The sequence below is a fragment of the Streptomyces sp. NPDC051243 genome, assembly GCF_044455405.1.
Lineage (GTDB): Bacteria > Actinomycetota > Actinomycetes > Streptomycetales > Streptomycetaceae > Streptomyces.
This window is the reverse complement of the sequence record NZ_JBITES010000008.1, coordinates 162,234-188,926: the sequence shown is the minus strand read 5'-3', so window position 1 is coordinate 188,926 and position 26,693 is coordinate 162,234. Positions and strand designations below refer to the sequence as shown.

Here is a 26,693-nt window from a genome sequence, read left to right as displayed (position 1 = left end):
GATTAAGAGTCAGCTGCTCTAACCAACTGAGCTAGCGGCGCGTGCTGACGGCGTTAACTCTACATGACCTGTGGGGGTGCTCCTGACCACGGGCCGGGGCGGCCGGGGGCGGCCAAGGAGGCCGTAAACCATTCGGACCATCAACATGCGCGTTTAGACGTCAGTTGTGAAACTGACGGTGTGTACAGCCGCGGACATTTCCATCTGGAGTGTGAGGGGAATCGCATGGAGACTCGGGCTCCGGTATTCGAGGAATTCGATCCGGCGAGTGACTGCGACTGCCCCGGATGCGTTCACTGGCGACGCGTTCTGCCGCATTCCACGACCGCCCGCCACCCGGCGGCCGGCCGGGCGCTGATCGTCGCCGCAGCCGCCTCCGCCACCCTCGCCGTCGGCCACCCGGCCCCGGCCGTCGCCGCCCCCCACCCCGCTGACCGGCCGGACCTTCCCGCAGGTGACGAGCCCGCCTCGCCCCAGGGCGGCAAGGCCCCGCTGCACGGCCCGGGCGGGCAGCCGGCGAAGCCGGGCCATGTGAAGACGCCCACGACCACCCGGGCCGAGATCATCAGGCGAGCCAAGAAATGGGTCGCGGCGAGGGTGCCGTACAGCATGTCCGAGTACTGGTCCGACGGATACCGGCAGGACTGCTCCGGCTTCGTCTCCATGGCCTGGAACCTGCCCGGAAACGAATGGACCGGCAGCCTCGACCAGTACGGCGTGCGAATCACCGGGGAGAATCTGCAACCCGGCGATATTCTGCTGTTCCACAATCCGGATGACCCCGAGCAAGGCTCGCACGTCGTCATTTTCGGCGGCTGGACCGACTACACGCGCACCTACTACGTCGCCTACGAGTCGACCCGCCCCCACGCCCGCCGGCTGGTCACCCCGTACGCCTACTGGAACCACTCCGACCGCTACCTGGCCTACCGCTACAAGGGACTGGCGAGCGGCGCGACGGGTGCGGAACCGGACACCGCCGAACCGGGCGGCGCCGAGCACGCGGTGCCGTATCCGGGGCGGGCGTACTTCGGTCCCGGGGCCAACAACAAGCACGTCGCCCGGCTGGGCCGCATGCTCGTCGAGCGCGGCGCCGGCCGGTTCTACCCCGACGGCCCCGGCCCCCGCTGGACCGACGCCGACCGCAGGGCCACCCAGGCCTTCCAGCTGGCGCAGGGCTGGCGGGGCCGGGACGCGGACGGGCTGCCGGGCGCGCGGACCTGGACGCTGCTGGTGACGGGAAAGGGCAAGGACATCCCGGCGGCGACGTCGGCCGGGCCGGGCGGCGCCGGTGCTCCGGCGGTCGCGGAGCCGGCGTCGCACGCGGAGTCGGCGTCGCACGGGGAGTCGGCGTCGCACGGGGTGCCGGGGTATCCGGGGCGGGCGATGTTCCGGCCGGGCGCGCGCAACGAGTACGTCGCCCAGCTCGGCGGACAGCTGGTGAAGAAGGGATTCGGCAGGCACTACAAGAGCGGGCCCGGACCGCGCTGGGGCGAAGCGGACCGGCGTGGCGTCGAGGCCTTCCAGCGTGCCCAGGGCTGGCGGGGCGGCGCGGCGGACGGCTATCCGGGGCCGGAGACATGGCGGCGGTTGTTCTCGTAGCGGGCTCGCCTGGCTGCGAGGACGTCAGGGGCTGCGAGGGCTGCAGGGGCCGCGGGCTGCCGGGAGTTCCGGGCGCACCGACGGCTGTACGACCTTCCTGTGACGCATCTGGCGCGGAGGCTGGAGGCAACGCATGAGCACGACCACTTCTCACACTCCCGAGCCCGAGGGGCTCGCGGAGCCGGCCGAGGGGCCCGCCCGTCCCGCGCGGCTGATCCACAACGAGACGACCACCGAGATCCCCGTCCACCTGCTGTTCCGCGACGGTCCGGACCCGGTGTCCGTGCCGCTCAGGCCGACGGTCGTGGCGCGCCGGCAGGGCACGGGGGAGCAGCCGCGCCTGCGCCGCCCGATGCTGGAGAAGCCGCACCCCCTGGCCGAGGTCGACCCCGATCTGGTGGAGCGGCCCGCGCGGGTGCTGCCCGGGGCGGCGGGCGTGCTCGCGGGAGCCTGTGGGGTGGCCGGGTGCCTGGCCACCTCGTGGTGGGCCGGGGTGCTGCCGCCGCCCGCGGTGGAGGCGCTGTGGCTGCCGGCGTCCGCGGGGGCGGGGCTGGGGCCGGCGCAGTGGGCGGCGTACACGGGGGCGGGGGCGCTGGGGCTCTTCGGGTTCGGCGGGCTGGCGCGGGGGCGGACCGGGCGGGCCTGGGTGCTCCAACTGTTCGGCCGCTACCGGGGGACGGTCCGGCGCACCGGCTTGATGTGGGTCAACCCGCTGACGCTGCGGCGCCGGGTCGACGTACGGCTGCGGCACTGGCGCAGTGAGGAGATGCCGGCGGCGGACGGCAACGGGGTCGCGCTGCGGACCGTCGTCCAGGTGGTGTGGCGGGTGAAGGACACGGCGCGGGCGACGCTCGGATTGGAGGACCACGAGACATATCTGCGCGAGTGCGTCGAGGCCGCGCTGGCCCGGGTGCCGGTGGAGGTGCCGGGTGCCGCGCGGGGTTCAGTGGAGGCGGCCGCGGACACCCTGACCCGGTTGGTGGTGCGGGACGCGGAGGCGGTCGGGCTGGAGGTGTTCGCGGTGCGGCCGGTGCGGGTGGAGTACGCGCCCGAGGTCGCCGCCGCCATGCACCGCCGCCGTATCGCCGCGCTGGACGCGCAGAACCGGGCGACCGTGCTCACCTCGGTCGTCGACTCGGTGGAGGACACGGTGACCCAGCTGACGCTGCGGGGCCTGGTCGAACTGGACGACTACGAACGCAAGGCGCTGGTCAAGGACTTGACGGTGGCGTTCTGCGTGGGACACGGCGAGAGCACCTCCTGAAGCCTCCCCTGACGCGCGCTCTGACGGCCCGTCGAACATGTTCCTCGATTGGTATGGACATGTTCAACGGTCAGCAATAATCTGAGACTTGGTCTAGACCTGCAAGCTCACTGAACCTCCCCCACGTTCCCAGGAGCAGCAGCATGCGCAGAAAGGCCAAGTGGTACGCCGCCGCACTCGGACTCACCACGGCCGGGGCCCTCGTGCTCTCGACCGGAGGCGCGAGCAGCCACGGCTACACCGACCTCCCCATCAGCCGGCAGAAGCTCTGCCAGAACGGCACCGTGAGCAACTGCGGCCCCATCCAGTGGGAGCCGCAGAGTGTGGAAGGCCCGAAGGGCTTCCCGGGCGCAGGCCCGGCCGACGGGCAGATCTGCAACGCCGGGCTGGGTCAATTCGCCCAGCTCAGCGCGCCGAGGACGCCGTCCGGCGCCGCCTGGCCCACCACCAGGGTGACGGGCGGCCAGAGCTACACCTTCCGCTGGCAGTTCACGGCGATGCACGCCACGACCGACTTCAAGTACTACGTCACCAAGCCGGGCTGGAACCAGAACCACAACCTGGCCCGCTCCGACCTCAACCTCACCCCGTTCCTGACGATCCCGTACAACGGGCAGCGGCCGCCGGCCACGCTCTCCCACAGCGGCACCCTGCCGTCCGGGCTGAGCGGTCACCACGTCATCCTCGCGGTGTGGACGATCGCCGACACGGGCAACGCGTTCTACGCGTGCTCGGACGTCACGTTCTGATCCGGCCGCGGATCTCTGAGCGTTACTTGAGACAAGCGCGCTTCCCCCGGGGTAGGTACCCCACGACCAGCAGTACCTGACCTCGGGGGAAGTGCAATGGACCTCATGTTCTACGTCGTGCCCGGCTTCATCCTGGCCGTCGTCCTGTTCGGCGCGTACCGCGTGGTGCGCCGCTCGCTGCAGGTCCGCAGTGCCTGGAACAGCGGGTTGACGGCCGAGGCCCGCTGTCTGCGGATGTTCACGACGACCCATGGCGGCAGCGGCGACACTTCCGTGAGCACCACCCTCCACCATGTATACGAGTTCACCGCGCGCGACGGCCGCGTCGTCCGCTTCGAGGAGGAGGACGGTCCGGCGACGACGGTCGAGGGTGACATCGTCACCGTCCACTACACCGAGGGCCGGAACGTGGTCGCCACGGCCAAGCCCCCGCGCCGCGCCAGGCTGGCGGCCTCCACCGTCTTCCCCCTTGCCTTCCTCGGCGTGGTCGCGGCGATCTGTGTCACCTTCATGGTCACGTTCCACCAGACGGCGGAATTCGGCTTCGGTGAGGAGACCGGTGACACCGTCGACACCGTCGTCGTCGACGGCGTGACGATGACCCCGTGACCCTCCACGTCCAACCCTCCGTGACCCTCTACATCTGACGCGCCATCAGCTACCGTGCCCCGCCATGGAGTCCAACAGGCCTACGGTCGCGGAGCTCGTGGCGGCGCGGTGGGGCGACCACCGGCCGGGACTGTGGTTCGAGGGGCGGACGCTCACCCATGACCAGGTGGCGGCGGGCGCCGCGGCCCGGGCGGCGCTGCTGGCCGACCTGATGCCGCCCCGCTCGCACATCGGTGTGCTCCTGGACAACACCCCCGAGTACCCGCTGTGGTTGAGCGCGGCGTCCCTCGCCCGAGCCGCCGTCGCCGGCATCAACCCCACCCGCCGGGGCCCCGAACTCGCCCGTGACATCCTGCACACGGAGTGCCGGATCCTGATCACCGAGCGGGCGCGGCTGCCGTTGCTCGACGGCCTCGAACTTCCCGGCGTGCGCCTGCTGTTGACCGGCACCGAGGAATACGACGCCCTGCTCGCGCCGTACGCCGACGCCCGTCCCGATCCCTCCCACGCCACTCCGAACGACCGTCTCCTGCTCTACTTCACCTCCGGTTCGACCGGCGCCCCCAAGGCCGCGATCTGCACCCAGGGCAGGCTGGCGGCGGCCGGGCGCTCCCTGGCCGGCCAGTTCGGTGTCCGCCCCGACGACGTGCACTACATCTGCATGCCGATGTTCCACGGCAACGCGGTCATCGCCGACTGGGCGCCCGCCCTCGCGGCCGGTGCCGGGGTGGCGCTGCGGCGGCGGTTCTCGGCGTCCGGGTTCCTGGCGGACGTACGGCGGTACCGGGCGACGTACTTCACCTACGTCGGCCGCGCGATCCAGTACCTCCTCGCCACCGAGCCGCGCCCCGACGACCGGGACCATGCGCTGCGGCTCGGCTTCGGCACCGAGGCGGGCGCCGTGGACGCGGCCGCCTTCGAGCGGCGGTTCGGGGTGCCGTTGGTGGAGGGGTACGGGTCCTCCGAGGGCGGGGCCGCTGTGCAGTGGTCGCCGGGGACGCCGCCGGGGGCCGTCGGGCGGGCGGCGCCCGGGCTCGTCGTACTCGATCCGGAGACGTGCGAGGAGTGTCCGCCCGCGGTCTTCGATGCGGCGGGGCGGCTGGTCAACGGGGATGAAGCCATCGGGGAGCTGGTCAACCGGGGGCCGAACCCCTTCGAGGGGTACTGGCGCAACCCGGAGGCGGAGGCGGAGCGGCGGCGGGAGGGCTGGTACTGGACGGGGGACCTGTTCTGCCGGGACGCCGACGGCTATCTGTACTTCGCGGGGCGCGCCGACGACCGGCTCCGGGTGGACGGCGAGAACCTGTCCGCCGCGATGATCGAGAACATCCTCGCCCGGTACGAGGGCGCGGTCGCCGTCGCCGTGTACGCGGTGCCGGATCCGGTGACCGGGGACCAGGTCATGGCGACGATCGCGGGGGAGTTCGATCCGGACGGCTTCGCCGGGTTCCTGCTCGCCCAGCCCGATCTCGGGACGAAGATGGCTCCCCGGTTCGTGCGGGTGGTGGAGCGGATGCCGGTGACCGCCACGAACAAGATCCATCGGGCGGGGCTCAGGCGCGAGGGGCTGCGGTGTGCCGACCCGGTGTGGTGGCGGCCGGACGGGGAGCGGGCGTACCGGAGGATGGCCGGGGAGGATGTCCTGACGTACGTCGAAGGGCCCCTCGCTCCCACGAGAGACCCTTCGGAAGTGCGCCGCCAGGGACTCGAACCCCGGACCCGCTGATTAAGAGTCAGCTGCTCTAACCAACTGAGCTAGCGGCGCATGACCCTCGCCCCCACCTCTCGGTGGCTGGCGACAAAGAAAATACTACCTGGTCCGCGGGGGTGCTTCTGACCACCCTCGTGCCTGGCCGGTGACCTCCGTCGCGCGTGGCCGCCGGTCCTAGATCGCCAGCGACAGCAGCACCGGCGCCGCGTTCCGGTTCAGCGTGTCCGCCGCCTGCTTCAGGCGGTGGGCGTGCTCGACCGGGAGGGAGAGGGCCAGGCAGCCCACCGACGACCCGGCCGTGATCGGGACGGCCGCGCACACCGTGCCCACCGCGTACTCCTGGAGGTCGAGGTGGGGGACCGTCGGTGGCTGGGACTCCAGGCGGGAGAGCAGCACCTTGTCGCTGGTGATCGTGCGCGAGGTGAGGCGGGCCATCTTGTGCCGGGAGAGGTGGTCGCGCCGGCCGTTGTGGTCGAGCTGGCCCAGCAGGCTCTTGCCGATCGCGGTGGCATGGGCGGAGAAGCGGAAGTCGACCCACTCGTTGACCACGGGCATGGTCGGACCGGCGGCGTACTGGTCGATCTTGATCTCGCCGTCGACGTACCGGCTGATGTAGACGGCGGCGCCGACCGAGTCGCGCAGCCGGTCCAGGGTCCGCTGGAGGTTCTCGCGCAGGGCCTGCTCGCGGCCCCGCGCGGAACCGAGACGGTTCAGGGCGTCGCCGGTGACGTACGCCCCGTCGGCGACCTGCTCGACGTAGCCCTCCCGGCGCAGCATCCGCAGGAGGCTGGTCAGGCGCTCCGGGCCGATGCGGGTGTGCCGGGCGAGCTCGGCGTCGGTGATTCCGGTGCTGTGCCGTGCCACGGTCTCCAGGACGCGCAGGGCGTCCTGAGCCGAGTGGTACGGCGTCGTCGGCTCGTGCTGCAGCGCCACGGTTCCCCCTGCGGTCGCACGTCGCTCTTCCGAGCTCTTCGGATACTCGTCGGATGCTCTTCGGGTGGGGCCGGATTCCGGTCAGCCAATCCCCTCCACGATAACCGCCAAGCGGCTTGTAGTGAGCGGTTGTTGACGAGATTCCGGTGCCCTCAACTGCGGTGATAGCCCATTGGCATATGCCTTGGACACGCTCCGGCGACCGGGACCGTGGCCGACGTCACAGCACAGCGCTGAGAAACTCCCGGGTCCGGTCGTTCTCGGGGTCGTTGAAGATCTTCTCCGCGGAGCCGGCTTCGATGACCCGGCCGGAGTCGAACATCAGGACCTGGTCCGAGATGTCCCGGGCGAAATTCATCTCGTGGGTCACACAGAGCATGGTGATGTCGGTGGTGCGGGCGATGTCCCGCAGCAGGTCGAGGACGCCCGCGACCAGCTCCGGGTCCAGCGCGGACGTCACCTCGTCGAGCAGCAGCACCTTGGGCCGCATGGCCAGCGCCCGCGCGATCGCCACCCGCTGCTGCTGCCCGCCGGACAGCTGGGACGGGTAGGCGTCGCACTTGTCGGCCAGACCCACCAGGTCGAGCAGTTCCCGGGCGCGCGCCTGCGCCTCGTCCTTCGGCAGACCGAGGACGGTGACCGGGGCCTCCGTGATGTTCCGCAGGACCGACATGTTCGGGAACAGGTTGAACTGCTGGAACACCATCCCGATCTTCTTGCGGACCTCACGGATCTGCTTCTCGGTGGCGGGAAACAGCTGCTCCCCGTCCACGGTGATCCGGCCCTCGTCCGGCTTGGTCAGCGTCATCAGCAGCCGCAGGATCGTCGTCTTGCCCGATCCGGACGGCCCGATCAGCGTGACGTGCTTGCCGGCCTCGACGGAGAAGTCCAGCCGGTCGAGGACGGTGTTGTCGCCGAACCGCTTGGTGACCTGCTCGAGTCTGATCAGCTCGCCGCCCGGGCGGTTGTCGGCGGGGTTCTTCTCGGGGTTGTGCTGGATGTCAGTGGACAAGACGTCGCTCCAGGGCTCGCAGGAGGAGGGAGGCCAGGTAGGAGATGAGGATGAAGGCCACGCCGATCACGGTCAGGGGCTCGGTGAACTGGAAGTTCTGCTGCGAGAACAGCCGTGCCTGGCCGAGCATGTCGAGGACGGTGATCGCCATCAGCATCGGCGTGTCCTTGAGCATCGCGATCACGTAGTTGCCGAGCGCGGGCACGACCCGGCGGATCGCCTGCGGCAGGATCACCACCCGCCAGGTCCTGGCAACCGGCAGGTTCAGCGCCGTCGCGGCCTCCCACTGGCCGACGGGCACCGCCTCGATGCCGGCGCGGTAGACCTGCATCATGTACGTCGAGTAGTGCAGGCCGATCGCGAAGACACCGGTGGTCAGCGCAGAGAAGGTCAGGCCCCACTCGGGCAGCACGTAGAACAGGAAGAACAGCTGCACCAGCAGCGGGGTGTTCCGCACGAACTCGGTCACCACGCCGACCGGCCAGGTCACCCACCGGCTCGGCACCCGCATCAGCAGCGCCCACACCAGGCCGAGCACGAACGAGATCAGCGAGCCGAGGACCAGAGCCTGCAGGGTGACCAGCAGACCGTCCCAGAAGTGCGGCATGAATTCGGAGACCGCGTTCCAGTCCCAGTTCATCGGACCCCCTCGATCACGACCGGCTCAGGCGCCACGGTCTTGCGCTCCGGCACCTTCCCGACCCCCGCCTTCAGCTTCTTCTCCAGCCCGCGCATGACCCGGGTGAGAGCGAAGGCGATCACGAAGTAGATGAGCAGGATGTACGTGTAGATCTCCGCGCTCTCCTGCAGTGCCAGCCGCACCAGGTTGCCGCTGAAGGCGAGGTCGCCCATGCCCATGATCGACACCAGGGCGGTGCCCTTGAGCAGCTCGATCAGCAGGTTGGAGAACGGCGGGATCATCTCCGGCACCGCCTGCGGCAGCAGGATCAGCCGCATCCGCTGCCAGGGCGTGAAGCTGAGCGCGATCCCGCCCTCCTTCTGCGCCGGGTCGACGGCGCCGAGCGCACCGCGCACGATCTCCGAGCCGTACGCCCCGTAGGTCAGCCCGAGCGCCAGCGTGCCCGCCCACAGGGGCACCAACTGCCAGCCGAACGCCGGGGGCAGCACGAAGAACACCCAGAAGATCATGACGAGGGCGGAGGTCCCGCGGAACACCTCGGTGTAGAAGCCCGCCAGGAAGCGGACGATCCACAGTCGATGGGTCCGTGCGATCCCGACCACGAAGGACACGGCCGCGGCCAGCAGCGCGCTGAGGACGAGGAGCTGGACGGTGGTCCAGACCCCCTTGAGCACGAGTTCCCAGAGTCCTGAGGTCATCAGCCCGTCCCCCCTGCGCACAGCTCCTTCGCGGTGAGGTCGGTCATCTCGGCCTCGGTGAAGCCGAAGGGCTTGAGGATGCGGAACAGTTCGCCGCTCTTCTTCAGCTTGTGCAGCTCGACGTTGAAGGCGTCCCGCAGCTTCGTCTCGGTCGGCCGGAAGGCGAAGGCGCCGCCGTCGACGTGCGGTTTGCCGCCGACGAGGGGCGCGAAGGCCTTGGTGGCCTCCGCCTTGGCCGACTTCTTCACCACCTCACGGGTGGTCAGCGCCGTACCGGCGAAGACGTCCACGCGTCCCGCCTCGACGGCGTTCAGCCCCGCGACCTGGTCCGGCACGATGAGGATGTCGCTCTCCTTGTACCCCGCCTCCACGGCGTACTGGATCTCGGCATAGCCGGTGCCGGTGGCGAACTTGGCCCCCTTCTCGACGACGTCCTTGTAGTCGTGCAGCCCCTTGGGGTTGCCCTTCCTGACGATGAAGGAGTCGAGCATCTGGTAGTCGGGGTCGGAGAAGATGACCTGCTCACAGCGCTCGGGATTGACGTACATCCCGGCCGCGACGACATCGAACTGCTGGGATTTCAGCCCGGGTATCAGGGATCCGAACTCGGTCGGCACCGGCTGGACCTTGTCGACGCCCAGCCGTTTGAAGATGACCTTGGCCAATTCCGGTGCCTCGCCGGTGAGTTCGCCGTTCTTGTCGATGTAGCCGAAGGGGATCTCCCCGGCGATGCCCAGCCGTACGACGCCCGCCGCCTTCAGCCGGTCGAGCAGCTCGCCGCCGTCCTCGGTCGATGCCGTCGCCACACGTGTGCAGCCGGCCGCTCCCAGCGCACCGAGCGCCGCCACCCCCGCGAGCAGCGACCGGCGCGTGGTCCCAGGTGTGCTTCTGTCGTTCCCATTAGGTGGAGCCATGGCGGCGCGGCTACCCGAGACCATGCGATGTATGCACCCTGGAACACATGACAGATCGGTTCATCGAGGTGTCACTGGTCAAGCGGGGAATCCACTGCACGGCCGAACTCCTGGACGACCGCGCCCCGCTCACCTGCGCGGCCGTCTGGGACGCCCTGCCCCTGACCGGCGACGTCTATCACGCCAAATACGCCCGTAACGAGATCTACGCCCTCTTCCCGCCCTTCGCCCCGTCGGAGCCGCCGCTGGAGAACCCGACAGTCACCCCCATCCCGGGAGATCTCTGCTATTTCTCCTTCGCGGGCACGGAACTGGGCACCAAGTCCTACGGCTACGACCGCGAGGTCCGACCCGGCACGACAGTGGTCGACCTGGCCCTGTTCTACGAGCGCAACAACCTGCTGCTGAACGGCGATGTGGGCTGGGTGCCCGGCATCGTCTGGGGCCAGGTGGTGGAAGGGCTGGAGCAGATGGCCGAGGGCTGCAACGACCTGTGGCGGTCCGGGGCGTCGGGGGAGACGCTCAGCTTCCGGAGGGTGTGAGCCCGGCGATTCCGGCCTCGTACAGCGCGTGCGCCGCCCGCAGCACCAGCCCGTCCCGGTGCCGGGCGGCCACGAGCTGCAGACCGATCGGCAGACCGTCGCCGTCCGTGCCGACGGGGACGGAGGCGGCCGGCTGCTGGGTGAGGTTGAACGGGTAGGTGAACGGGGTCCAGCCCGTCCACCTGCGGTACCCCGAGCCCTTGGGGACTTCCGCGCCCGCCTCGAACGCGGTGATCGGGAGGGCCGGGGTGACCAGGAGGTCGTAGGTGTCGTGGAAGCGGCCCATACGGCGGCCGAGCTCCATGCGGGTGTCGACCGCGGCCAGATAGTCGAGCGCGGAGAGACGGGCGCCCACGCCGCAGATCTCCCGCAGACCCGGGTCGAGCAACTCCCGCTGGTGCGGACCGAGATGCTGGGTCACCCGGGCCGCCCCGGCGAACCACAGGGTGTGGAAGGCGTCCACCGGGTCGGTGAAGTCGGGGTCGGTCTCCTCGACGTACGCCCCCAGCCCCGCCAGCCGCTCCACCGCCCGCCGTACGGCCGCCGCGACCGCCGGGCGTACCGCCACCTGGCCGCCGAGGGAGGGCGAGTAGGCGACGCGCAGGCCGTGCACGCCACCCGGCAGGGCCGTGACGAAGGAGCCCGGCGCGGGCGGTAGCGCCGACCAGTCGCGGGAGTCGGGCGTGCCGATGACGTCGAGGAGCAGTGCCGCGTCGGCCGCGTCGCGGGTCATCGGGCCGACATGGGCCAGGGTGCCGAAGGCGCTCGCGGGGTACAGCGGGACCCGGCCGTACGTAGGTTTCAGGCCGAAGACGCCGCAGAAGGCCGCCGGGATACGGACACTGCCGCCGCCGTCCGTGCCGAGGGCGAGCGGTCCCGCGCCGAGCGCCACGGCCGCCGCCGCGCCGCCGCTGGAGCCGCCCGCGGTGCGGGTCGGGTCGTACGGGTTGCGGGTGACGCCCGACAGGGGCGAGTCGGTGACGCCCTTCCAGCCGAACTCGGGCGTCGTGGTCTTGCCGAGGAAGACGGCGCCGTGCGCGCGCAGCCGGGCAACGGAGGGGGCGTCCTCGTCCCAGTTCCCCTTCTCGGCAATGGCTTTCGAGCCCCTGAGGGTCGGCGCGCCGCGCATCAGCAGGATGTCCTTGACGGTGACCGGGACGCCGTCCAGCAGGCCGGCCGGTTCGCCGCGCCGCCACCGGTCGGCCGACTCGCCCGCCCGCGCGAGCGCCTCGTCGGCGGTGAGCCGTACGAAGGCGTTGACCTCCGGCTGGATCCGCTCGGCCCGCTCCAGGGCGGCACGGGTGGCGTCGACAGGGCTGAACTCGCCTGCCCGGTAGCCGTCGAGGAGTTGTACGGCGGTCAGTTCGGTGAGATCCGTCATGCGTCGCCCTCCAGCCGTAGACCTCAGCGTCCGGGTACGTACCCGCGCTGTTTGTCGACCACGTTCAGCAGCGGTCTGCCCGCCTCCCACCGCTCGTACAACTCCACGAACTGCGCACCGAGTTGATCGCGCCAGCCGACGGTGTCCCCGCTCATGTGCGGCGAGACGATCAGCCCCGGCAGACCCCACAGCGGGCTGTCGGGGGTGAGGGGCTCGTGCTCGAAGACGTCGAGGGCGGCGCCCGCGATCCAGCGCTTGGTGAGCGCTTCGGCCAGGGCGTCCTCCACCACAAGCTGCCCGCGCCCGACGTTGATGAACCGGGCGCAGGGCTGCATCACGCCGAAGCGGCGCAGGTCGAACATGCCGTGCGTCTGCTCGGTGAGCGGCGCGGCCGCGATCACCCAGTCGGCGCGGGACATCAGCCGGTCGAGGTCGTCGGGACCGTGGATGCCGGTGCGCGGGACCCGGCCGACCAGCGCGGTGGTGACGTCGAGGGCCTTGAGCGTGCGGGCGATCGTACGGCCGATGGGCCCGGACCCGACCACGCACGCGCGCGAGCCCGCCACCCGCTGCCCCTCGCGGTGCCGCCACTCCCGTGCGCGCTGGAATTCCAGGGTCCTCGGCAGGTCCTTGGCCATCGCCAGCACCAGCGCGGCCACGTACTCGGCGATCGGCTGGTCGAAGACCCCGCGCGCGTTGGTGACCACGGTGCCGGACTCGGTCAGCTCCGGGCACATCAGATGGTCCACACCCGCGCTCGCCGTGTGCACCCAGCGCGGCCGCGGACCCTCGCCGGGCCAGGCGTCGCGGACGGCGTGCGAGGTGAAGTCCCAGACCAGCAGCACGTCGGCGTGCGGCAGCCGCTCGGCGAGGGTCGACTCGTCCGCGTGCTCGATGCGGGCGCGGCCGGTGAGGCGGCCGAGGCGGGGGAGGGGATCGGCGTCGAGGACGAGGAGGGTGGGCCGGGCGTCGGGAGAGGTCATACGGGTCGCTTCTCCGGGGTGGGCGAGGGTCGTTTCGCGGGGGTGTTCCTCGGGCGTTCCGCGGGTGGTTCTCGGGTAATTCTCGGGTTGCTCTCGGCGGTCCCGGGGTGGTCCTCCGGCTGTTTCCCGGGCGTGTGCGGATGCCGTCCCACGGAGTTTTACTGGAAGGGACAGCCGTCTGACATGCGAGGTTTGACCACGCTCGCACCCGAACCTACCTTCGTCAACACGGGCGTGCGTACGGTCCGTTGCTCACCTGTTTCTCGTAGTGAGGGCGGTGCGTGCCATGGACGCCATGGACATCTCCTTCCTGGGCGGACCCCGCCCGCAGCGCGGTGTGGGAGTCGTCGCCCCGTTCGACTTCGCGCTGGACCGGGAGCTGTGGCGCTGGGTGCCGGACGAGGTCTCGCTGCACCTGACCCGGACGCCGTACGTCCCGGTCGAGGTCAGCCTGGACCTGGCCCGTCTGGTCAGCGAGCACGAGACGCTGAGCGACGGCGTCCGCACCCTGACCGCGATCGCGCCCGAGGTGGTCGCCTACGCCTGCACCTCCGGCAGTTTCGTCGGCGGCATCGCGGGCGAGCGGGCGATGTGCGAGGCGATGACGCAGGCGGGCGCGATCCCGTCGGTCACCACCTCCGGCGCGCTGCTGGAGGCGCTGACCGAGCTGGGCGTACGGCGGGTGGCGCTGGTGACGCCGTACACCGTGTCGGTGACCCGGGCGCTCGAGGAGTACGTGGCCGAGGCGGGGGTGCTGGTCACCGGATGCGCGTTCATGGGGCTGACCCGGCACATCTGGAAGGTGCCGTACCGCGATGTGGCGGACATGGCGCGCAGGGCGGTGCGGGGCGCCACCGACGCGCTGTTCATCAGCTGCACCAACCTCCCCACCTACGACGTGATCCCCCAACTGGAGGCCGAACTGCGCATCCCGGTGCTCTCGGCCAACCAGGTCACGATGTGGGCGGCGCTGCGTCGGCTGGGTACCCGAGCGGTGGGGCCGTACCAGGCGCTGATCGATCCGGCGGCACGGATCGATCCGGCGGCGGGCAGCGGTCCCGTGCTTCCCGGAGCACTGCCGGAAGCACTGCCGAACGTGCCGGGCGAAGAACAGCAGCAGGAAGGGCCGACATGACCGCACTGGGATTCCTCTACCCGGGCCACTCCGCGGAGGACGACTACCCACGCATCGAGCAGCTGCTCGCCAGCGACATCCGGGTCGACGTGGTGCACACCGACATCGGTGAGGACGCCCACCGGGTGGACGCGCTGCGCCGGATGGGTTCGGCCGAGCGGCTCGCGGCGGGGGTGGAGGCGCTGCGGCTGACGGGCGCCGAGGCGGTGGTGTGGGCGTGCACGTCGGGCAGTTTCGTCTACGGCTGGGAGGGCGCCCATGAGCAGGTGCGCACCCTCGCCGTGACGGCGGGCATGCCGGCGTCGTCGACGTCCTTCGCCTTCGTGCACGCGGTGCGCGAGCTCGGGGTGCGGCGGGTGGCGATCGGGGCGACGTACCCCGACGACGTGGCGGAGCTCTTCGCGGACTTCCTGCGTGCGGCGGGCGTGGAGGTGGTGGCGGTCACCGGTTCCGGGATCATCACGGCGGCGGAGGTCGGGAGCTGGGGCGAGGCCGAGGTGTTCGCCCTCGCGCGGGAGGCGGACCGCCCCGACGCGGAGGCGATCCTCCTCCCTGACACGGCCCTGCACACCGCCTCGCACCTGACGGCCCTGGAACAGGCCCTGTCCAAGCCGGTCCTCACCGCCAACCAGGTCACGGTCTGGGAGGCCCTGAGGCTGACGGACCGACGGGTGAACGCGCCGGAACTGGGGGCGCTGTTCACGAGGGAGCCGATCGTGCAGGTGTAGGGCCTGCCCCGCCTCGAAGGGGCAGCGCCCCTGGGGATGGGACGGGTAGGGGCGGCGGGGGCGAGGAAACACCACCGGGAATAAACCGGAGCCACCCTCCTGTTAACGCCGGGCAGGACAGCACACGGCATCACCGCAGGAGGCACACGTGGCGGCAGACGAACCCCAGTCCCACGAGATCCGGGGCACAGCGCACGGCGCCGCCCCCGTCCCCCTCTCCGTACTGGACCTGGTCACGGTCAGCTCCGGCCGCACCGCCACCGACGCCCTCCGTACCAGCGTCGACCTCGCCCGCCTCGCGGAGTCCCGCGGCTTCCACCGCTACTGGGTCGCAGAACACCACTCCATGCCGGGCGTGGCATCGTCCTCCCCCGCCGTGATCCTCGCCCACCTCGCCGCCCACACGACCCGCATCCGCCTCGGCTCCGGCGGCGTCATGCTCCCCAACCACGCCCCGCTCGTCATCGCGGAACAGTTCGGCACCCTGGAGGCCCTGGCCCCCGGCCGTATCGACCTCGGCCTCGGCCGCGCCCCCGGCACGGACGGCGCCACGGCGGCCGCCCTCCGCCGCACCGATCACCTCAACGAGGGCGCCGACGACTTCCCCGAGCAGCTCGCCGAGCTCACCCAGTTCCTCGACGACGACTTCCCGGACGGCCACCCCTACCGCCGTATCCACGCCGTCCCCGGCCCGATCCAGGCGACCTCACCCGGCGGCGTCCAGTCCCCGCACCGCCCGCCGATCTGGCTGCTCGGGTCCTCCGGCTTCAGCGCCCGCCTCGCCGCGGTCCTCGGTCTGCCCTTCGCCTTCGCGCACCACTTCTCGGCGCGGAACACCATCCCGGCCCTGGACCTGTACCGGGAGTCCTTCCAGCCCTCCGCCGTCCTCGACGAGCCGTACGCCCTCATCGGCGTCTCCGCCCTCGCCACCGACGACGAGAAAGAGGCCCGCCGCCAGATCAAGGCCGCCGCCCTCAGCATGATCCGCCTGCGCACCGGCCGCCCCGGCCTCATCCCCACCCCCGAGGAGGCCGAGGCCTACGAGTTCACCCCGCTGGAGCGCGAGTTCGCCGACTCCTGGAACGCCAACGTGGTCCACGGCACCCCCGACGAGGTCCGCGCCGGCCTGGACGACCTCCAGAAGCGCACCGGCGCCGACGAGTTGATGATCACGGGCAACGCGCCCGGCATGGACGTGCGCCTGCGTTCGTACGAACTCATCGCGGACGCCTACGGGTTGCCGAAGGCCTCCTGACCGTCACACCCGCTCACCCGGACACCCTCACACCCGCACCCCGAGCAACTCGGAGATACGATCCGGCGGCACCGGCCGCGAGTACAGCCACCCCTGGCCGGTGTCGCAGCCGATCCGGCGCAGCCGCGAGGCCTGCGCCAGCGTCTCCACGCACTCCGCGGTGACCGTCAGACCCAGCCGGTGGGCCAGCTGGATCATCGCCTCGACCACGACCTCGTCGGCCGGGTTCGGCGGGACGGCCGCGCTGTTGTCGCTCTCGTACTGGAAGCCCCGTACGAAGGAACCGTCCAGCTTCAGGACCGAGACCGGCAGCCGGCTGAGGTAGGCCAGGTTCGAGTAGCCGGTGCCGAAGTCGTCGATGGCGATGCGTACGCCCATGTCGCTGAGGGCCTGGAGGTCTTGGAGGGGTCTTCCCGCCGAGCCCATCACCGCCGATTCGGTGAGCTCCAACTGGAGCAGGTGCGGTGCGAGTTCCGTCTCGTCGAGGATGCGGGCCACGTCCGCCACCAGGTCGGAGTCCCAGACCTGCCGGACCGCCACGTTCACGCTGACGAAGATCGGCGGCTCGTCGGGGTGCGTCAGCTGCCAGGCGCGGGCCTGCCGGCAGGCGGTCGCCAGGATCCAGCGGCCGAGGGGAACGATCGAGCCGTCCTCCTCCGCCAGTCCGATGAACCGATTCGGCGCCAGTACGCCGAACTGAGGATGATTCCAGCGGACAAGCGCCTCGACCCCGCGCAGCCGGCCGTCCTCCATGCTCACCAACGGCTGGTACTCCAGGGCGAACTCACCCCGCTCGATGGCCGGGCGGAGAGTGGCGGCGAGGGCCTGGCGGGTGATGAGGTGGGCGTTGCGTTCGGGGTCGAAGAGCGTCCAGCGATCCTTGCCGTCGGCCTTCGCCCAGTACAGCGTCGTGTCGGCGGCCTGCATCAGGGCGTTGGGGGTGGTGCCGGACGCCTGGCGTTCCACCACGCCGATCGAGGCCGACACCGACAGGCGCCGGCCGGAGAGGTCGAAGGGGGCCCGCAGGGCCTCCAGCACCGACTCGGCGAGGTCGGCCAGTTGCTCGGTTCCGGTCGAGTCCTCCACGAGCAGGGCGAACTCGTCGCCGCCGAGCCGGGCCACCAGGGGCGGGCTCGATCTGGCGTATCCGGCCTCCTCGGCGCAGCGCGTGAGCCGTTCGGCCACGGCGGCCAGCAGGCCGTCGCCGACCCGGTGGCCCAGCGTGTCGTTGATCGCCTTGAAGCCGTCAAGGTCCAGGTAACACAGGCCGATTCGGCCGGTGGTGCCGCTCTCCTCGTACGACTCCGCCTCCAGGGCGGCCGACAGGCGCTCGAAGAACAGGGTGCGGTTGGGCAGCCGGGTCACCGGGTCGTGCATCTGCAAGTGCCGCAGCCGGGCCTGGAGTTCGCGGTGTCCGCTGACGTCGGCGACGGAGAGCAGGACGCCGCCGCGCTCCTCACCGGGCAGCGGCGCGACCGTGATCTGGGCCCACAGGGAGTGCCCGTCCGGGTGTTTGAGGCGGCGTGTGCAGCGCAGCCGGGCCTGGCGGCCGCGCAGTACCTCGAGGTACGCGTGCCAGGTACGGGCGTCCGAGGCCAGGTCCACCAGGTCGGCGGCGACGGAACCGGCCAGTTCGCCTGGTGGCGTGCCGAGCAGGTCGGCGAGGGCGGGGTTGGCGCCGACGACCAGGCCCTCCCGATCGACCACGGCCATCCCCAGGGGCGCGGCGGAGAAGGCGGCGGAGTAGGGGGGCGCCCAGGTACCGGGCGATGGCTCTGAGTTACTCTCTGTGACGGCCAACCCGATGAGGTCTGCCGCGGGCGTCGGCCCTTCGGACGTTCCGCTCACCGCTCGCTCCCGCAGTGCACTCGATCTTCGGATGGGTCTCATCGGAATGGCCGGCCGGGGGGCGGTCGGCCGCCGGGCCGTGTCCGTGCAGGAAAGTGTTGGAAAGTGTGCCGATCATAGAGGCTGGCCCCGGGCCCTTCCACCTACTGTTCAGTGTTCCCACGCGGCCCGCTCATCCGACAGATCGTTTCTGCCCGCGACTGGACAGCTTGTTGGGGCACTCGACCGGTTGTGACGTTCCGTGAGCGATTCGGGGGTGTCGGTTCTGCTGATCTCCCGGGCCCCCTCACCCGTACGGTGCAGGCAAACAGGACGTAGTACGACAATCTGACTGAGGCTGGGAGCGGTGTCCCGCGAACCGCTCCCGGAGGTCCACGTGCCGCGTCAGTTCCCCCTGCTCCCCGGAACGGGTCGGCTGTGGGAATGGCCCCGACTGCGCACTGCCGCCGCCCTGTTCACCACGATGTCGGCGCTCGCCGCGACCTCCCTGGTCGCCGGCCCCTCGGTCGCCGAACCGTTCGACACGGCGGCCTGTGCCCTGGAACGCACCGAGGCGCACCACTCCGAGGGACTGAACACCTGGAACACCGCCTATCCGCGCCCGAACCGCAAGCTCGATGCGGTCATGGTCTTCCTGTCCTTCCCGGACGCGGCCCCGCGGACGACACCCGCCGAACTGGCGGCCGACCACTTCCCGGCCACCACCCACTTCTTCGAACGCGCCTCCTACGGCAGATTCACCCTGCGCCCGCACCCACTGCGCAACTGGCTCCGGATGCCGCGGCCGTCGACCGCGTACGCCATACAGCGCGACTGGAACGTGGACGACCGGGCCGCGTATCTGCGGGACGCCCTCGCCGTGGCGGACCGGCAGGTGGACTTCTCCCGCTACGACATCGTCTACTTCGTCGCCGACCCCGACGCGCCCGGCGTCGACTCGGACGCCACGAAGGTCGTCAACCTGGACACCCCGCTGCGCGCCGACGGCACGGACATCCGGCGTGTCGTCACGGTGTTCGAGAACCATCCGCCGGACCGGCTGGTCCTCGCCCACGAGACCGGCCATGTCTTCGACCTGCCCGACCTCTACCACCGCCCGATGGACGGCAAGGGCGACTGGGACACCTACGTCGGCGACTGGGACCTGATGGGCAGCCAGTTCGGGATGGCCCCCGATCTGTTCGGCTGGCACAAGTGGAAGCTCGGGTGGCTGGAGCCGCGGCAGGTGGTGTGTGTGCAGGGGGCGCGGGCCGCGGGGGCGCGGCTGACGCTGGAGCCGCTGGCGGCCGGGCCAGGCGCCCCGGTGCGGGCGGGAGCCGCCGGAGCCCCCGGCGAGCACGGCTCGTTCGGGGCGGCGCCCGGCGCGCCGGGCGCGCTCGGCACCGTCCCGGGCTTCGGGCTGGGCAACGGCATCAAACTCGCCGTCGTCCGCACCGGCCCCGAGAGCGCCCTCGCCTTCGAGGTGCGCGGCCCTGTGGGCAACGACGCGCGCGCCTGCCGGCACGGCGTGCTGGTGTACCGGGTGCGCAGCCAGACCGAGTCCGGCGGCGGCCCGGTCGAGGTGATCGACGCCCACCCGCGCACCGAGGCCTGCTGGGAGGAGTCGGTGTATCCGCCGCTCGCGGACGCGCCGGTCGGGCTGGGCGAGAGTTTCACGGTGCCGGAGGAGGGTGTGCGAGTGGAGGTGGAAGGGCGCACGGCTTCGGGGGCGTGGACGGTGAAGATCGCGCCGATGGGACCGCGGGCGCGCGCGACGGGGTAGCGCCCGCGCGGGGCCGGAGGGCGCGGTCGGCGGGAATGCGCCGGGTAGTGCCGGGCGTACGGGATGGATGCAGGCGTACACGAGTAGTGACGGGTGCACGCCGGGGGCATGCGAAAAGCCCCTCGCTTCCGCGAGGGGCTTTCACTGTCTGTGCGCCGCCAGGGACTCGAACCCCGGACCCGCTGATTAAGAGTCAGCTGCTCTAACCAACTGAGCTAGCGGCGCCTGCTGACGTCGTAGACCTTAGCACCCTGGTCGGCGTGGGGAAAAATCGAAATCCGAACGGCCGCGCGAGCCGCCCGCACGGCCGCCCAGAGCAGTACCTCCGGGCCCGGTAACCAGGGGTTACGGCTGTCCGGGGCGACCAGCCAGCGGGTTCCGGAGGTCGTCGGGGACGCCGCGTAGGTGTCCGCCGGCGCCGGGACGGTCACCGCGTCGCCGGAGCCGTGGCAGAGGAGGGGCGGGATGCCGTCCGTGCGGCCGAACTCCTCCCAGCGCAGCAGTGAGGGCAGCCGCTGGGCGGTGCCCGGGGCGGCGAACAGCAGGATCCGCCCCCGGAAGGCGGCCACGGGGCCTGCCCCCGGGCCCTCGTCCCACAGCCGGTCGAGCATGCGGCGGCCGAAGACCGCGGGGGTGCTGACCACGTCGAATACGGAGCCGCAGGGCAGGACAACCGGGGCCTGCGGGCGTTCCGCCCAGAGGGCGAGCATGCTGCGGGGATACGTTCCTGCCGAGGCTAGCCAGGCGGCTCCGTCGGGGGTGACGCCGGTGACTTCGGAGCTGTCGAGGGGGGCGTCGGAGTGATCTGAGAAGAGGTTGAAGGAGGAACTGGAGGAGGGGCCGGGGGAAGGGCTGGAGGATGAGGTGGAGGAAGGGCCGGGGGAAGGGCTGGAGGATGAGGTGTAGGAAGGGCTGGAGGAGAAGTTGGCGAAGAGGTCGTCCCGTGTGAGGCTCATGACACCTACATCTACCGACGGTGAGGGGTCGGTTTCCGAGGGTTGCCGAAAAGCCGGACAGGGGGCGGGAGGAGCGGGTATCTTGCCCGCCTGGCATATGCCGTGGGATTGCTCACACCGGATCGACGTGCCCCGGCCCCTCGACTCCCCGCATCAGATCCCGGCCGAACTCCACCATCTTCTTGGCGTAGTCCTCGGTCCACTCGGCCTGTGCGGCGATGTCGGCGGGCGTCAGCCGGTCGAACCGCCGGGGGTCCGAGAGCTGGGCCGCCGCGATGGCCTGGAACTCCATCGCACGGTCCGTCGCGGCACGGAAGGCCTGCGTCAGCTCGGTCGCCCGCGCCAGCAGCACCCGGGGGTCGTCGATCGACTCCAGGTCGAAGAAGTGCTCCGGGTCGGCGGCCACCTGCGCGGGCTCGAAGAGCAAGGGCGCGGGGCGTAGCCGCGGTTCGTTCCTGCGCGGCGTGGGCTCCGCCATGCGTTCTCCTCCTACGTACGTCACCGATCTCGTGCGACATCGGCGATCCCCTGTGGACCGGTCCACCGTCCATTGTCCCGCGCCCGCGCAAGTAGGCCTATGACGCGGGCCAATGCGCCTCGGATCAACCGGGCCGCCACCGGCACCCGGCGGTGTTGTCGTCGGTCGCGGGTGGGTGTGTGCGGTCGGTTCAGGGCTGCCACCGCACCTGATGTTCCGCGAGCCGTGCCAGCACCGCGTGGTTCGCCTCCCAGCCATCAGGGCTGTGTTTGTCGGCCGCCTGCGGCGGCGTGCCGGACTCCGTCCGGCGGGGGGCGTCGGTCGCGGGTGGGTGTGTGCGGTCGGTTCAGGGCTGCCACCGCACCTGATGTTCCGCGAGCCGTGCCAGCACCGCGTGGTTCGCCTCCCAGCCATCAGGAAACTTCACCAGCGTTCCCAGCTGCACCGGCTCCGTCGACGGATAGTCGTCCAGCAGGTCGCTCACGCCGGCCCGGCACACCACGATGCACGCGTGGCGGTGGCGGGAGGCGAGGACGCACAGGCGGCCCGTTTCCAGGTGGAACGCGGTGGCGTCGGGGCGGCCGGAGAGGGGGTGGAGGACGACCGTCACGTCGTACTCGCGGCCCTGGAGGCGGTTCGCGGTGTCTACCGTGACGTCCGTGACGGCCAGCTCGGCCAGCGCCGCCCGGACCGCCGCCGCCTGGTCCCGGTGCGCCGTGCCGACCGCGATCCGGTCGGGGGTGAGGGGCGCGGCCTCGGCCGAGCGCTCCGACGTCGTCGCGCCGTCCCGGTCCAGGAGGCGCCGTACGACCGTCGCGACCGCCCGCACCGCCTCCGGGTCCGTGCGCGGTGTGTGCCGGGCGGGCAGCTCCAGCAGGCCCCAGCCCGACTCGGCCGCCTCGTCGATCACCCGATCGGGCCCCGAGCCGTCCGACGGGACCGCGAAGGCGAGCCGGCGGTCGTCGTGCCCGGTGCCGCTGCGGAAGGGCGTGTAGGGGTAGAAGGCGTCGGAGATGAGCGGCGCGGCGGACGCCGGGAGGCGCCAGGAGACCGGCAGGCGGTGCTGGGGAAGGTCCGGGTTGTGGGCCAGGAGAGTGGTGACGGCGGACGCCGACGGGTCGTACGACAGGCCCGCCCACTGCTCGCTGCCCACGGTCGCGAACGGGTCGAGCTGACCGGGGTCGCCCACGAACAGCGCCCGCTCGAACAGGCCGGCCACGGCGAGCAGCGAGTCCGAGCGCATCTGGTACGCCTCGTCGACGATCGCGTGCCCCCAGGGCTCGTCGACCTTGACGTGCCCCCACTTGGCCGCCGTGGAGATGACGACCGCGAGGCCGCCGAGGTCACCCGCCTTCGCCGACTTGCGTACGTTCGGCAGGTCGTCCAGCGCCTTGTCGTACGGGTCTGCGTCGCTGCTGTGCAGACGGCCCACCGGCAGCTCGGGGCTCTTCTCGGCGAGCCGCAGCACCAGATCGTCGACCTGGGCGTTGGTCTGCGCGACGATCATCAACGGGCGTCCGGCATCGGCGAGTTCCAGGGCCGCGCGGACGACGAGCGTGGACTTGCCGGCGCCGGGCGGGGAGTCGACGACGACTCCGCGCGTGGTGCCGTGCAGGGTGTCGGCGAGGATCGCGGCGGTGGCCTCGGCCGCCGCCGCGCCCGGGTCGAACACGGCGGTCACAGGACGTCCTCCTCGGTCAGCGGATCGGCGGCCTCGGACACCTGCTCCCCGGGCGGCCCGCCGTGCGTCCACGGCGTCTCCTCCGGGTCGGGCAGCTTCGCGCCGCCCCGCTGCTCGTGCTCGAACAGCGTGAAGCAGACCCGGTCACCCTTCTCCGGCACGGATCCCACCTCCGGTTCCTTGCCGCGGCCCATCTTGTCCAGCACCCGCAGCACGAGCAGCACGCCGCCGTCCTTGCCGTCCTCGGCGAGGGCCTCCTCGTAGCCGACGAACTCCGCCGACTGCGGCTTCCCGCCCAGCGACCGGTACACCTTGGCCCGCTCGCCCAGCTGCGGCCGGTCGTCGGTGCGGACGGTGACCAGCGGGCGCGGGCTCGGCCGCTTGCCCTCGCTGTACGCCATCACGACCTCGGTGACCTCGCCCGCGAACGCCTCCCCGGCCAGCCTCCGCCCCGCCATCACCAGCGGGTCGTCGAGCGCCTCCTGCGCCTCCAGACGGGCCTGTTCGCGCTCGCGCGCGGCGAGCTTGTTGGCCGCGGTGACGGCGTCGTCGCGGCGCGGCTGCGGCGGCTCGCCGGCGAGGACGCGGTCGCGGTGGCCGGTGAACGACCAGCGATCGCGGGTCCACCGCTCCTCGACGTGCTGACCGGCCTCGGGCAGGCGGGAGCGCAGCAGGTCGAGGCCGTGCCACACGGCGTCCCAAGTGGGGCGGGTCCGGCTCTCGACGAGGGCGCGGATCTCCCGCTCGGCGGCGGCGAGGTCACCGAGCCGGTCGTCGGCCTCCAGACCGTCCTCGGCGGCGGCGAGGGCCGTACGCGCGCGGTCGTAGCGCTCGATGGCGGGGGCGAGCAGCTTGTTGTCGAACGCCGGGTCGGTGGCGGGACCGGCCGGCGGGCACAGCAACTGGCCCTCCCGGTCCCGCGCGAGCTCCGCCCGCAGCGCCGCCTCGGCGCCGGTCTCGCCCTGCGGCGGAGCGATCCACGCCAGCAGCGCGCCGAGGTGCTGGTCCTCCAGGGTGGACTGGCCGGTCGCCCAGTGCCGGGACAGTACGTCCGTCATGGCGAGCAGCAGTGACGAGCCGGGCACGCGGGCCCGCTCGCCGAAGTGGGTCAGCCAGCGGCCGAGCAGCGGCACGCGCGGGGGCGCGGGGTAGGGCGTCTCCGGGTCCTGTTCCGCCGTACGCCTGAAGCGCATGGAGCGGCCGAGGAGCCGTACGTAGTCGACGCCCGCGCGGCTCGGCACGATCAACTGCGGGGCGTCCGCGCACAGTTCGACCTCGACCTTGACCCGCTTGCCGGTCCCGGGGTCGGTCTCGCTGCGCTCGGCGGCCTCCACGACATCGGCGTGGGCGTCGATGTACGGCAGGACGACGTTCGCCAGCTCGGCCAGGAACGCGAACCTGAGGTCCCGGTCGCGCGGCTGCGGTACGACGAGCAGGTGCGGGGCGTCCCGGTCCGTGCCGACCAGCGCGCCGAGCGGGGCGCCGGCCTCACCGGCGGTGGTGAGGGGCACGAAGACCAGCGGGCGGTCGGACAGGTGCCGGTGGCGGACGGTGGCGGCGGGCTGGGCGCGGCCGGTGCTGACGGCTTCGAGGCGCGCGAGGGTGGCGATCAGCGACACGGGACCACCGCCTCCTGACCGAAGGCATGGGGTTCGTGAGGTCCGTGGCCGGCGGCCTGGGGTTCGTGAGCTCGGTGGCCGAGGGCCTCCGCGCGCAGGCGTGCCGCCCTGCGCAGGGCCGCCACCGCCGGGTCGTCCGGGTCGCCGGTCTCGCCGCGCGCCGCCGACAGGACGTCCTCGACCGTGGTCAGGCCGCCCAGTTCGGCCCGCACCGAACGGCCGAGCGATGTCACCGCGCCGGACGCGCGGGAGCGGGCCCGGCAGTGGAAGGCGAGCTCGCAGGCGGACAGGCACTCGGGCGCGTACGTCGCCGGGACCGACTCGACGTGGGCCGTGAGGTCGGCGGCGGGCAGGTCGGGGGAGAAGCAGGTGCCGTCGGGGAGCGTGTCGGCGATCTCCTCGATGCGGGTGAGGCGGGCCAGCTGGCGGGCGGTCACCGCGCGCTGCTTGCGGATGTCGACGGCGGAGGCGGTGGGGAGGTTCGAGAAGTCCTTGGGGCAGACGAGGAGGACGCGGTGGCGCACGCGCGGCGCGGGGGCGCCGTCCGGGGCACGTCCCTCCGGCTCCGCGCCGAGCCGGGCGGCGATCCGCTCCAGCGCCAGGACGTACACCGCCGCCTGACGAGCCGCGGCGCCGACCTTCGCCGGATCCGCCGAACCGTCCAGCATCGGGAAGGACTTGATCTCCACGACCGTCCAGCTGCCGTCCGGGTGCACGACCACCGCGTCCGGCTCCAGGAAGGCGGGCGAGCCGGCGACGTCCAGCGCGAGCATCGGGTGGTCGAGCAGGGTCCACTCGCCACGGGCCTCGGCGGCCTCGCGCAGCGCCAGTGCGGTACGGGCCGTGCGGCCCTCGGGGCCCGACGCGGTGAGTTCGGGCACGCGCGCGTGGGCGGGCGGTTCGGCGGCGCGGTCCAGCTTCTCGTGCACCAGGCGCAGCAGCTCCGCGCCGCCGTCCGCCTTGACCTTGGCCTCGAAGGCGTTCCCGCGCGTGAAGGCGAACTGCGACTGCCCGAAGACCGACGGCGAGCCCAGCGCGCTCGCCAGCGCCGCCTTGTTCACCCCGGCGCCGTCCAGGATCGCGCGCCGCCTGCAGCCGGGGTTGGCGGCGAGTGCGGCCAGGGCGCGTGCGTCCAGCGCCTTGGCCGGTACGTCGGGACCGCGCAGCTCAGCGAGCCTTTGCCGGAGCGCCGTCCCCCGCGTCCTGGGGAGAGGCACTCGGCTCGGCTCCGGATCCGAACCGGGACTCGCGCTGCCGTGGAATTCGCTCACCCGCGGAAGTCTGGCATCCACCACTGACAATGGGGGAAGCCGCGTCGCCCGAGCCCACGGGGACGGGGGTCGCGTTCCGCGTTCCGAACTGGGCCCGCGCCCGGTCCATGGTCCGCGTCACGTACGGCGCCAGCAGCAGTCCGACGCCCATCACGGCGGCGCCGGCGACCGCGTCGAGGAAGTAGTGGTTGGCGGTGCCCATCACCACGATCGTGGTGATCAGGGGGTAGGCGATCGCCGCGACCTTCGCGAGGCGCGTGCCGCTGTACCGCCACAGGATCACGCCGCACCACAGCGCCCAGCCGACGTGCAGGCTCGGCATGGCCGCGTACTGGTTGGTCAGGCCGCCGAGGCCCTTGGGCGCGCTCGCCTCGCCGCCCCACCAGCCGTACGAGCTGTAGTGGGCCATCGTGTCCACGAAGCCGTGGCTCGCGTCGAGCAGCCGGGGCGGGCAGGTGGGCAGCAGGGTGAAGCCGATCAGACCGATGAAGGTGGACGTCATCAGCCAGGTACGGGCGGCCCGGTAGTGCACGGTGCGCGATCTGAAGAGCCAGACCAGCAGCACGGGCGTGACCAGGTAGTGCAGCGACGCGTACCAGAAGTCGGCCGGGACGCCGAGCCATGGCTCGCGGGTGAAGAGGCGGTTGAGGGGGTGCTCCGCGTTGAGGTACAGGGCCTTCTCGATGTCCAGGATCGCGAGCCCGTGGTCCACGGCGCCGTTGACATCGCCCCGGGCGAGTAGTCGCCCCGCCGAGTAGCAGGCGTAGACCAGCAGTATCAGCGGCAGCTCGGTCCACCATCGCAGGCGGGTCCGCGTCGCCTCCACGCCAGCTATGTCGGCGTGCGGCATCCGATCGCCTCCCCCTTCTCGTCGCGGCGCCCGGTCGACCGGCCGCACCACTTTACGGTGTATGCGCGCGCC

At 71.7% G+C, this 26,693-nt stretch carries 24 protein-coding genes and 2 tRNA genes; 10 read left to right on the top strand and 16 right to left on the bottom strand.

The features are described 5' to 3' along the window. Positions 1 to 225 precede the first annotated feature (225 nt). The 5 genes from ACIBAG_RS21620 (at position 226) to ACIBAG_RS21600 (ending at position 5,950) form a co-directional block, all read left to right on the top strand. Positions 226 to 1,602: a peptidoglycan-binding protein gene (locus ACIBAG_RS21620; protein WP_399107129.1), complete on the top strand. Its 1,377-nt coding sequence runs from the start codon at positions 226 to 228 to the stop codon at positions 1,600 to 1,602. 133 nt (positions 1,603 to 1,735) lie between these two features. Next, positions 1,736 to 2,866: an SPFH domain-containing protein gene (locus tag ACIBAG_RS21615; RefSeq protein ID WP_399107128.1), complete on the top strand. Its 1,131-nt coding sequence runs from the start codon at positions 1,736 to 1,738 to the stop codon at positions 2,864 to 2,866. Positions 2,867 to 3,009: 143 nt separating this feature from the next. Then, on the top strand, positions 3,010 to 3,615 hold the full coding sequence (locus tag ACIBAG_RS21610) for a lytic polysaccharide monooxygenase (RefSeq protein WP_399107127.1): 606 nt from the start codon (positions 3,010 to 3,012) through the stop codon (positions 3,613 to 3,615). Positions 3,616 to 3,711: 96 nt separating this feature from the next. Beyond that, entirely contained in the window at positions 3,712 to 4,224 is a 513-nt protein-coding gene (locus ACIBAG_RS21605; RefSeq protein ID WP_399107126.1) for a hypothetical protein, read from the top strand. A 64-nt stretch (positions 4,225 to 4,288) separates the two neighbouring features. Continuing rightward, positions 4,289 to 5,950, top strand: coding sequence for an AMP-binding protein (locus ACIBAG_RS21600; RefSeq protein WP_399107125.1), 1,662 nt, complete (start codon positions 4,289 to 4,291; stop codon positions 5,948 to 5,950). On the opposite strand, the gene ACIBAG_RS21595 is transcribed toward ACIBAG_RS21600, so the two are convergent. The 6 genes from ACIBAG_RS21595 to ehuB form a co-directional block, all read right to left on the bottom strand. Next, a tRNA-Lys gene (locus ACIBAG_RS21595) sits at positions 5,916 to 5,989 on the bottom strand. The genes ACIBAG_RS21600 and ACIBAG_RS21595 overlap by 35 nt on opposite strands. 120 nt (positions 5,990 to 6,109) lie before the next feature. Further along, positions 6,110 to 6,868 carry an IclR family transcriptional regulator gene (locus ACIBAG_RS21590; protein WP_399107124.1) on the bottom strand — a complete coding sequence of 253 codons (759 nt, stop codon included), beginning with the start codon at positions 6,866 to 6,868 and terminating at the stop codon, positions 6,110 to 6,112. 220 nt (positions 6,869 to 7,088) lie between these two features. Continuing rightward, a complete protein-coding gene (gene ehuA, locus ACIBAG_RS21585; protein ID WP_399107123.1) occupies positions 7,089 to 7,880 on the bottom strand; it encodes an ectoine/hydroxyectoine ABC transporter ATP-binding protein EhuA in 792 nt (263 codons plus the stop codon). After that, positions 7,870 to 8,520 carry an ectoine/hydroxyectoine ABC transporter permease subunit EhuD gene (gene ehuD, locus ACIBAG_RS21580; protein ID WP_399107122.1) on the bottom strand — a complete coding sequence of 217 codons (651 nt, stop codon included), beginning with the start codon at positions 8,518 to 8,520 and terminating at the stop codon, positions 7,870 to 7,872. The genes ehuA and ehuD overlap by 11 nt, the downstream gene beginning before the upstream one ends. After that, complete coding sequence (ehuC, locus tag ACIBAG_RS21575; protein WP_399107121.1) at positions 8,517 to 9,218, bottom strand: ectoine/hydroxyectoine ABC transporter permease subunit EhuC; 702 nt, start codon at positions 9,216 to 9,218, stop codon at positions 8,517 to 8,519. Before ehuC ends, ehuD begins: the two co-directional genes overlap by 4 nt. Beyond that, positions 9,218 to 10,156: an ectoine/hydroxyectoine ABC transporter substrate-binding protein EhuB gene (ehuB, locus tag ACIBAG_RS21570; RefSeq protein ID WP_399107120.1), complete on the bottom strand. Its 939-nt coding sequence runs from the start codon at positions 10,154 to 10,156 to the stop codon at positions 9,218 to 9,220. Before ehuB ends, ehuC begins: the two co-directional genes overlap by 1 nt. Positions 10,157 to 10,179: 23 nt before the next feature. Here ehuB and ACIBAG_RS21565 point away from each other — a divergent pair, with 23 nt between their 5' ends. After that, positions 10,180 to 10,674 (top strand): DUF3830 family protein, encoded by a 495-nt coding sequence (locus ACIBAG_RS21565; RefSeq protein ID WP_399107119.1) that lies wholly within the window; start codon positions 10,180 to 10,182, stop codon positions 10,672 to 10,674. Here ACIBAG_RS21565 and ACIBAG_RS21560 read toward each other — a convergent pair. Both ACIBAG_RS21560 and ACIBAG_RS21555 read right to left on the bottom strand, forming a co-directional pair. After that, on the bottom strand, positions 10,655 to 12,055 hold the full coding sequence (locus ACIBAG_RS21560) for an amidase (RefSeq protein WP_399107118.1): 1,401 nt from the start codon (positions 12,053 to 12,055) through the stop codon (positions 10,655 to 10,657). The two genes, ACIBAG_RS21565 and ACIBAG_RS21560, sit on opposite strands and share 20 nt — an antisense overlap. A gap of 23 nt (positions 12,056 to 12,078) precedes the next feature. Beyond that, positions 12,079 to 13,038 carry a D-2-hydroxyacid dehydrogenase gene (locus tag ACIBAG_RS21555; protein WP_399107117.1) on the bottom strand — a complete coding sequence of 320 codons (960 nt, stop codon included), beginning with the start codon at positions 13,036 to 13,038 and terminating at the stop codon, positions 12,079 to 12,081. Positions 13,039 to 13,333: 295 nt separating this feature from the next. On the opposite strand from ACIBAG_RS21555, the gene ACIBAG_RS21550 reads away from it, so the two are divergent. From ACIBAG_RS21550 to ACIBAG_RS21540, 3 genes are all read left to right on the top strand, one after another. Further along, a complete protein-coding gene (locus ACIBAG_RS21550; protein WP_399107362.1) occupies positions 13,334 to 14,173 on the top strand; it encodes a decarboxylase in 840 nt (279 codons plus the stop codon). Continuing rightward, positions 14,170 to 14,901, top strand: a complete 732-nt coding sequence (locus ACIBAG_RS21545) for a decarboxylase (RefSeq protein WP_399107116.1) — start codon at positions 14,170 to 14,172, stop codon at positions 14,899 to 14,901. The genes ACIBAG_RS21550 and ACIBAG_RS21545 overlap by 4 nt, the downstream gene beginning before the upstream one ends. 148 nt (positions 14,902 to 15,049) lie before the next feature. After that, positions 15,050 to 16,156, top strand: coding sequence for an LLM class flavin-dependent oxidoreductase (locus ACIBAG_RS21540; protein WP_399107115.1), 1,107 nt, complete (start codon positions 15,050 to 15,052; stop codon positions 16,154 to 16,156). Positions 16,157 to 16,183: 27 nt separating this feature from the next. On the opposite strand, the gene ACIBAG_RS21535 is transcribed toward ACIBAG_RS21540, so the two are convergent. After that, positions 16,184 to 18,004 carry a putative bifunctional diguanylate cyclase/phosphodiesterase gene (locus ACIBAG_RS21535; RefSeq protein WP_399107114.1) on the bottom strand — a complete coding sequence of 607 codons (1,821 nt, stop codon included), beginning with the start codon at positions 18,002 to 18,004 and terminating at the stop codon, positions 16,184 to 16,186. A 346-nt stretch (positions 18,005 to 18,350) separates the two neighbouring features. On the opposite strand from ACIBAG_RS21535, the gene ACIBAG_RS21530 reads away from it, so the two are divergent. Further along, complete coding sequence (locus ACIBAG_RS21530) at positions 18,351 to 19,766, top strand: M6 family metalloprotease domain-containing protein (RefSeq protein ID WP_399107113.1); 1,416 nt, start codon at positions 18,351 to 18,353, stop codon at positions 19,764 to 19,766. Between the two features lie 151 nt (positions 19,767 to 19,917). On the opposite strand, the gene ACIBAG_RS21525 is transcribed toward ACIBAG_RS21530, so the two are convergent. From ACIBAG_RS21525 to ACIBAG_RS21495, 7 genes are all read right to left on the bottom strand, one after another. Further along, positions 19,918 to 19,991 (bottom strand) — tRNA-Lys (locus tag ACIBAG_RS21525). Beyond that, positions 19,982 to 20,722, bottom strand: coding sequence for a bifunctional DNA primase/polymerase (locus tag ACIBAG_RS21520; RefSeq protein ID WP_399107112.1), 741 nt, complete (start codon positions 20,720 to 20,722; stop codon positions 19,982 to 19,984). Before ACIBAG_RS21520 ends, ACIBAG_RS21525 begins: the two co-directional genes overlap by 10 nt. 112 nt (positions 20,723 to 20,834) lie before the next feature. Further along, the gene (locus ACIBAG_RS21515) at positions 20,835 to 21,200 is read right to left on the bottom strand and encodes a hypothetical protein (protein WP_399107111.1); all 366 of its coding nucleotides are present in this window, start codon (positions 21,198 to 21,200) and stop codon (positions 20,835 to 20,837) included. Positions 21,201 to 21,546: 346 nt separating this feature from the next. After that, entirely contained in the window at positions 21,547 to 22,881 is a 1,335-nt protein-coding gene (locus ACIBAG_RS21510) for an AAA domain-containing protein (protein WP_399107110.1), read from the bottom strand. Further along, positions 22,878 to 24,500 carry a hypothetical protein gene (locus ACIBAG_RS21505; protein ID WP_399107109.1) on the bottom strand — a complete coding sequence of 541 codons (1,623 nt, stop codon included), beginning with the start codon at positions 24,498 to 24,500 and terminating at the stop codon, positions 22,878 to 22,880. The genes ACIBAG_RS21510 and ACIBAG_RS21505 overlap by 4 nt, the downstream gene beginning before the upstream one ends. Continuing rightward, positions 24,491 to 25,717 (bottom strand): hypothetical protein, encoded by a 1,227-nt coding sequence (locus ACIBAG_RS21500; protein ID WP_399107108.1) that lies wholly within the window; start codon positions 25,715 to 25,717, stop codon positions 24,491 to 24,493. The genes ACIBAG_RS21505 and ACIBAG_RS21500 overlap by 10 nt, the downstream gene beginning before the upstream one ends. Further along, positions 25,668 to 26,621, bottom strand: a complete 954-nt coding sequence (locus tag ACIBAG_RS21495; RefSeq protein ID WP_399107107.1) for a phosphatase PAP2 family protein — start codon at positions 26,619 to 26,621, stop codon at positions 25,668 to 25,670. The genes ACIBAG_RS21500 and ACIBAG_RS21495 overlap by 50 nt, the downstream gene beginning before the upstream one ends. Between the last annotated feature and the right edge of the window lie 72 nt (positions 26,622 to 26,693).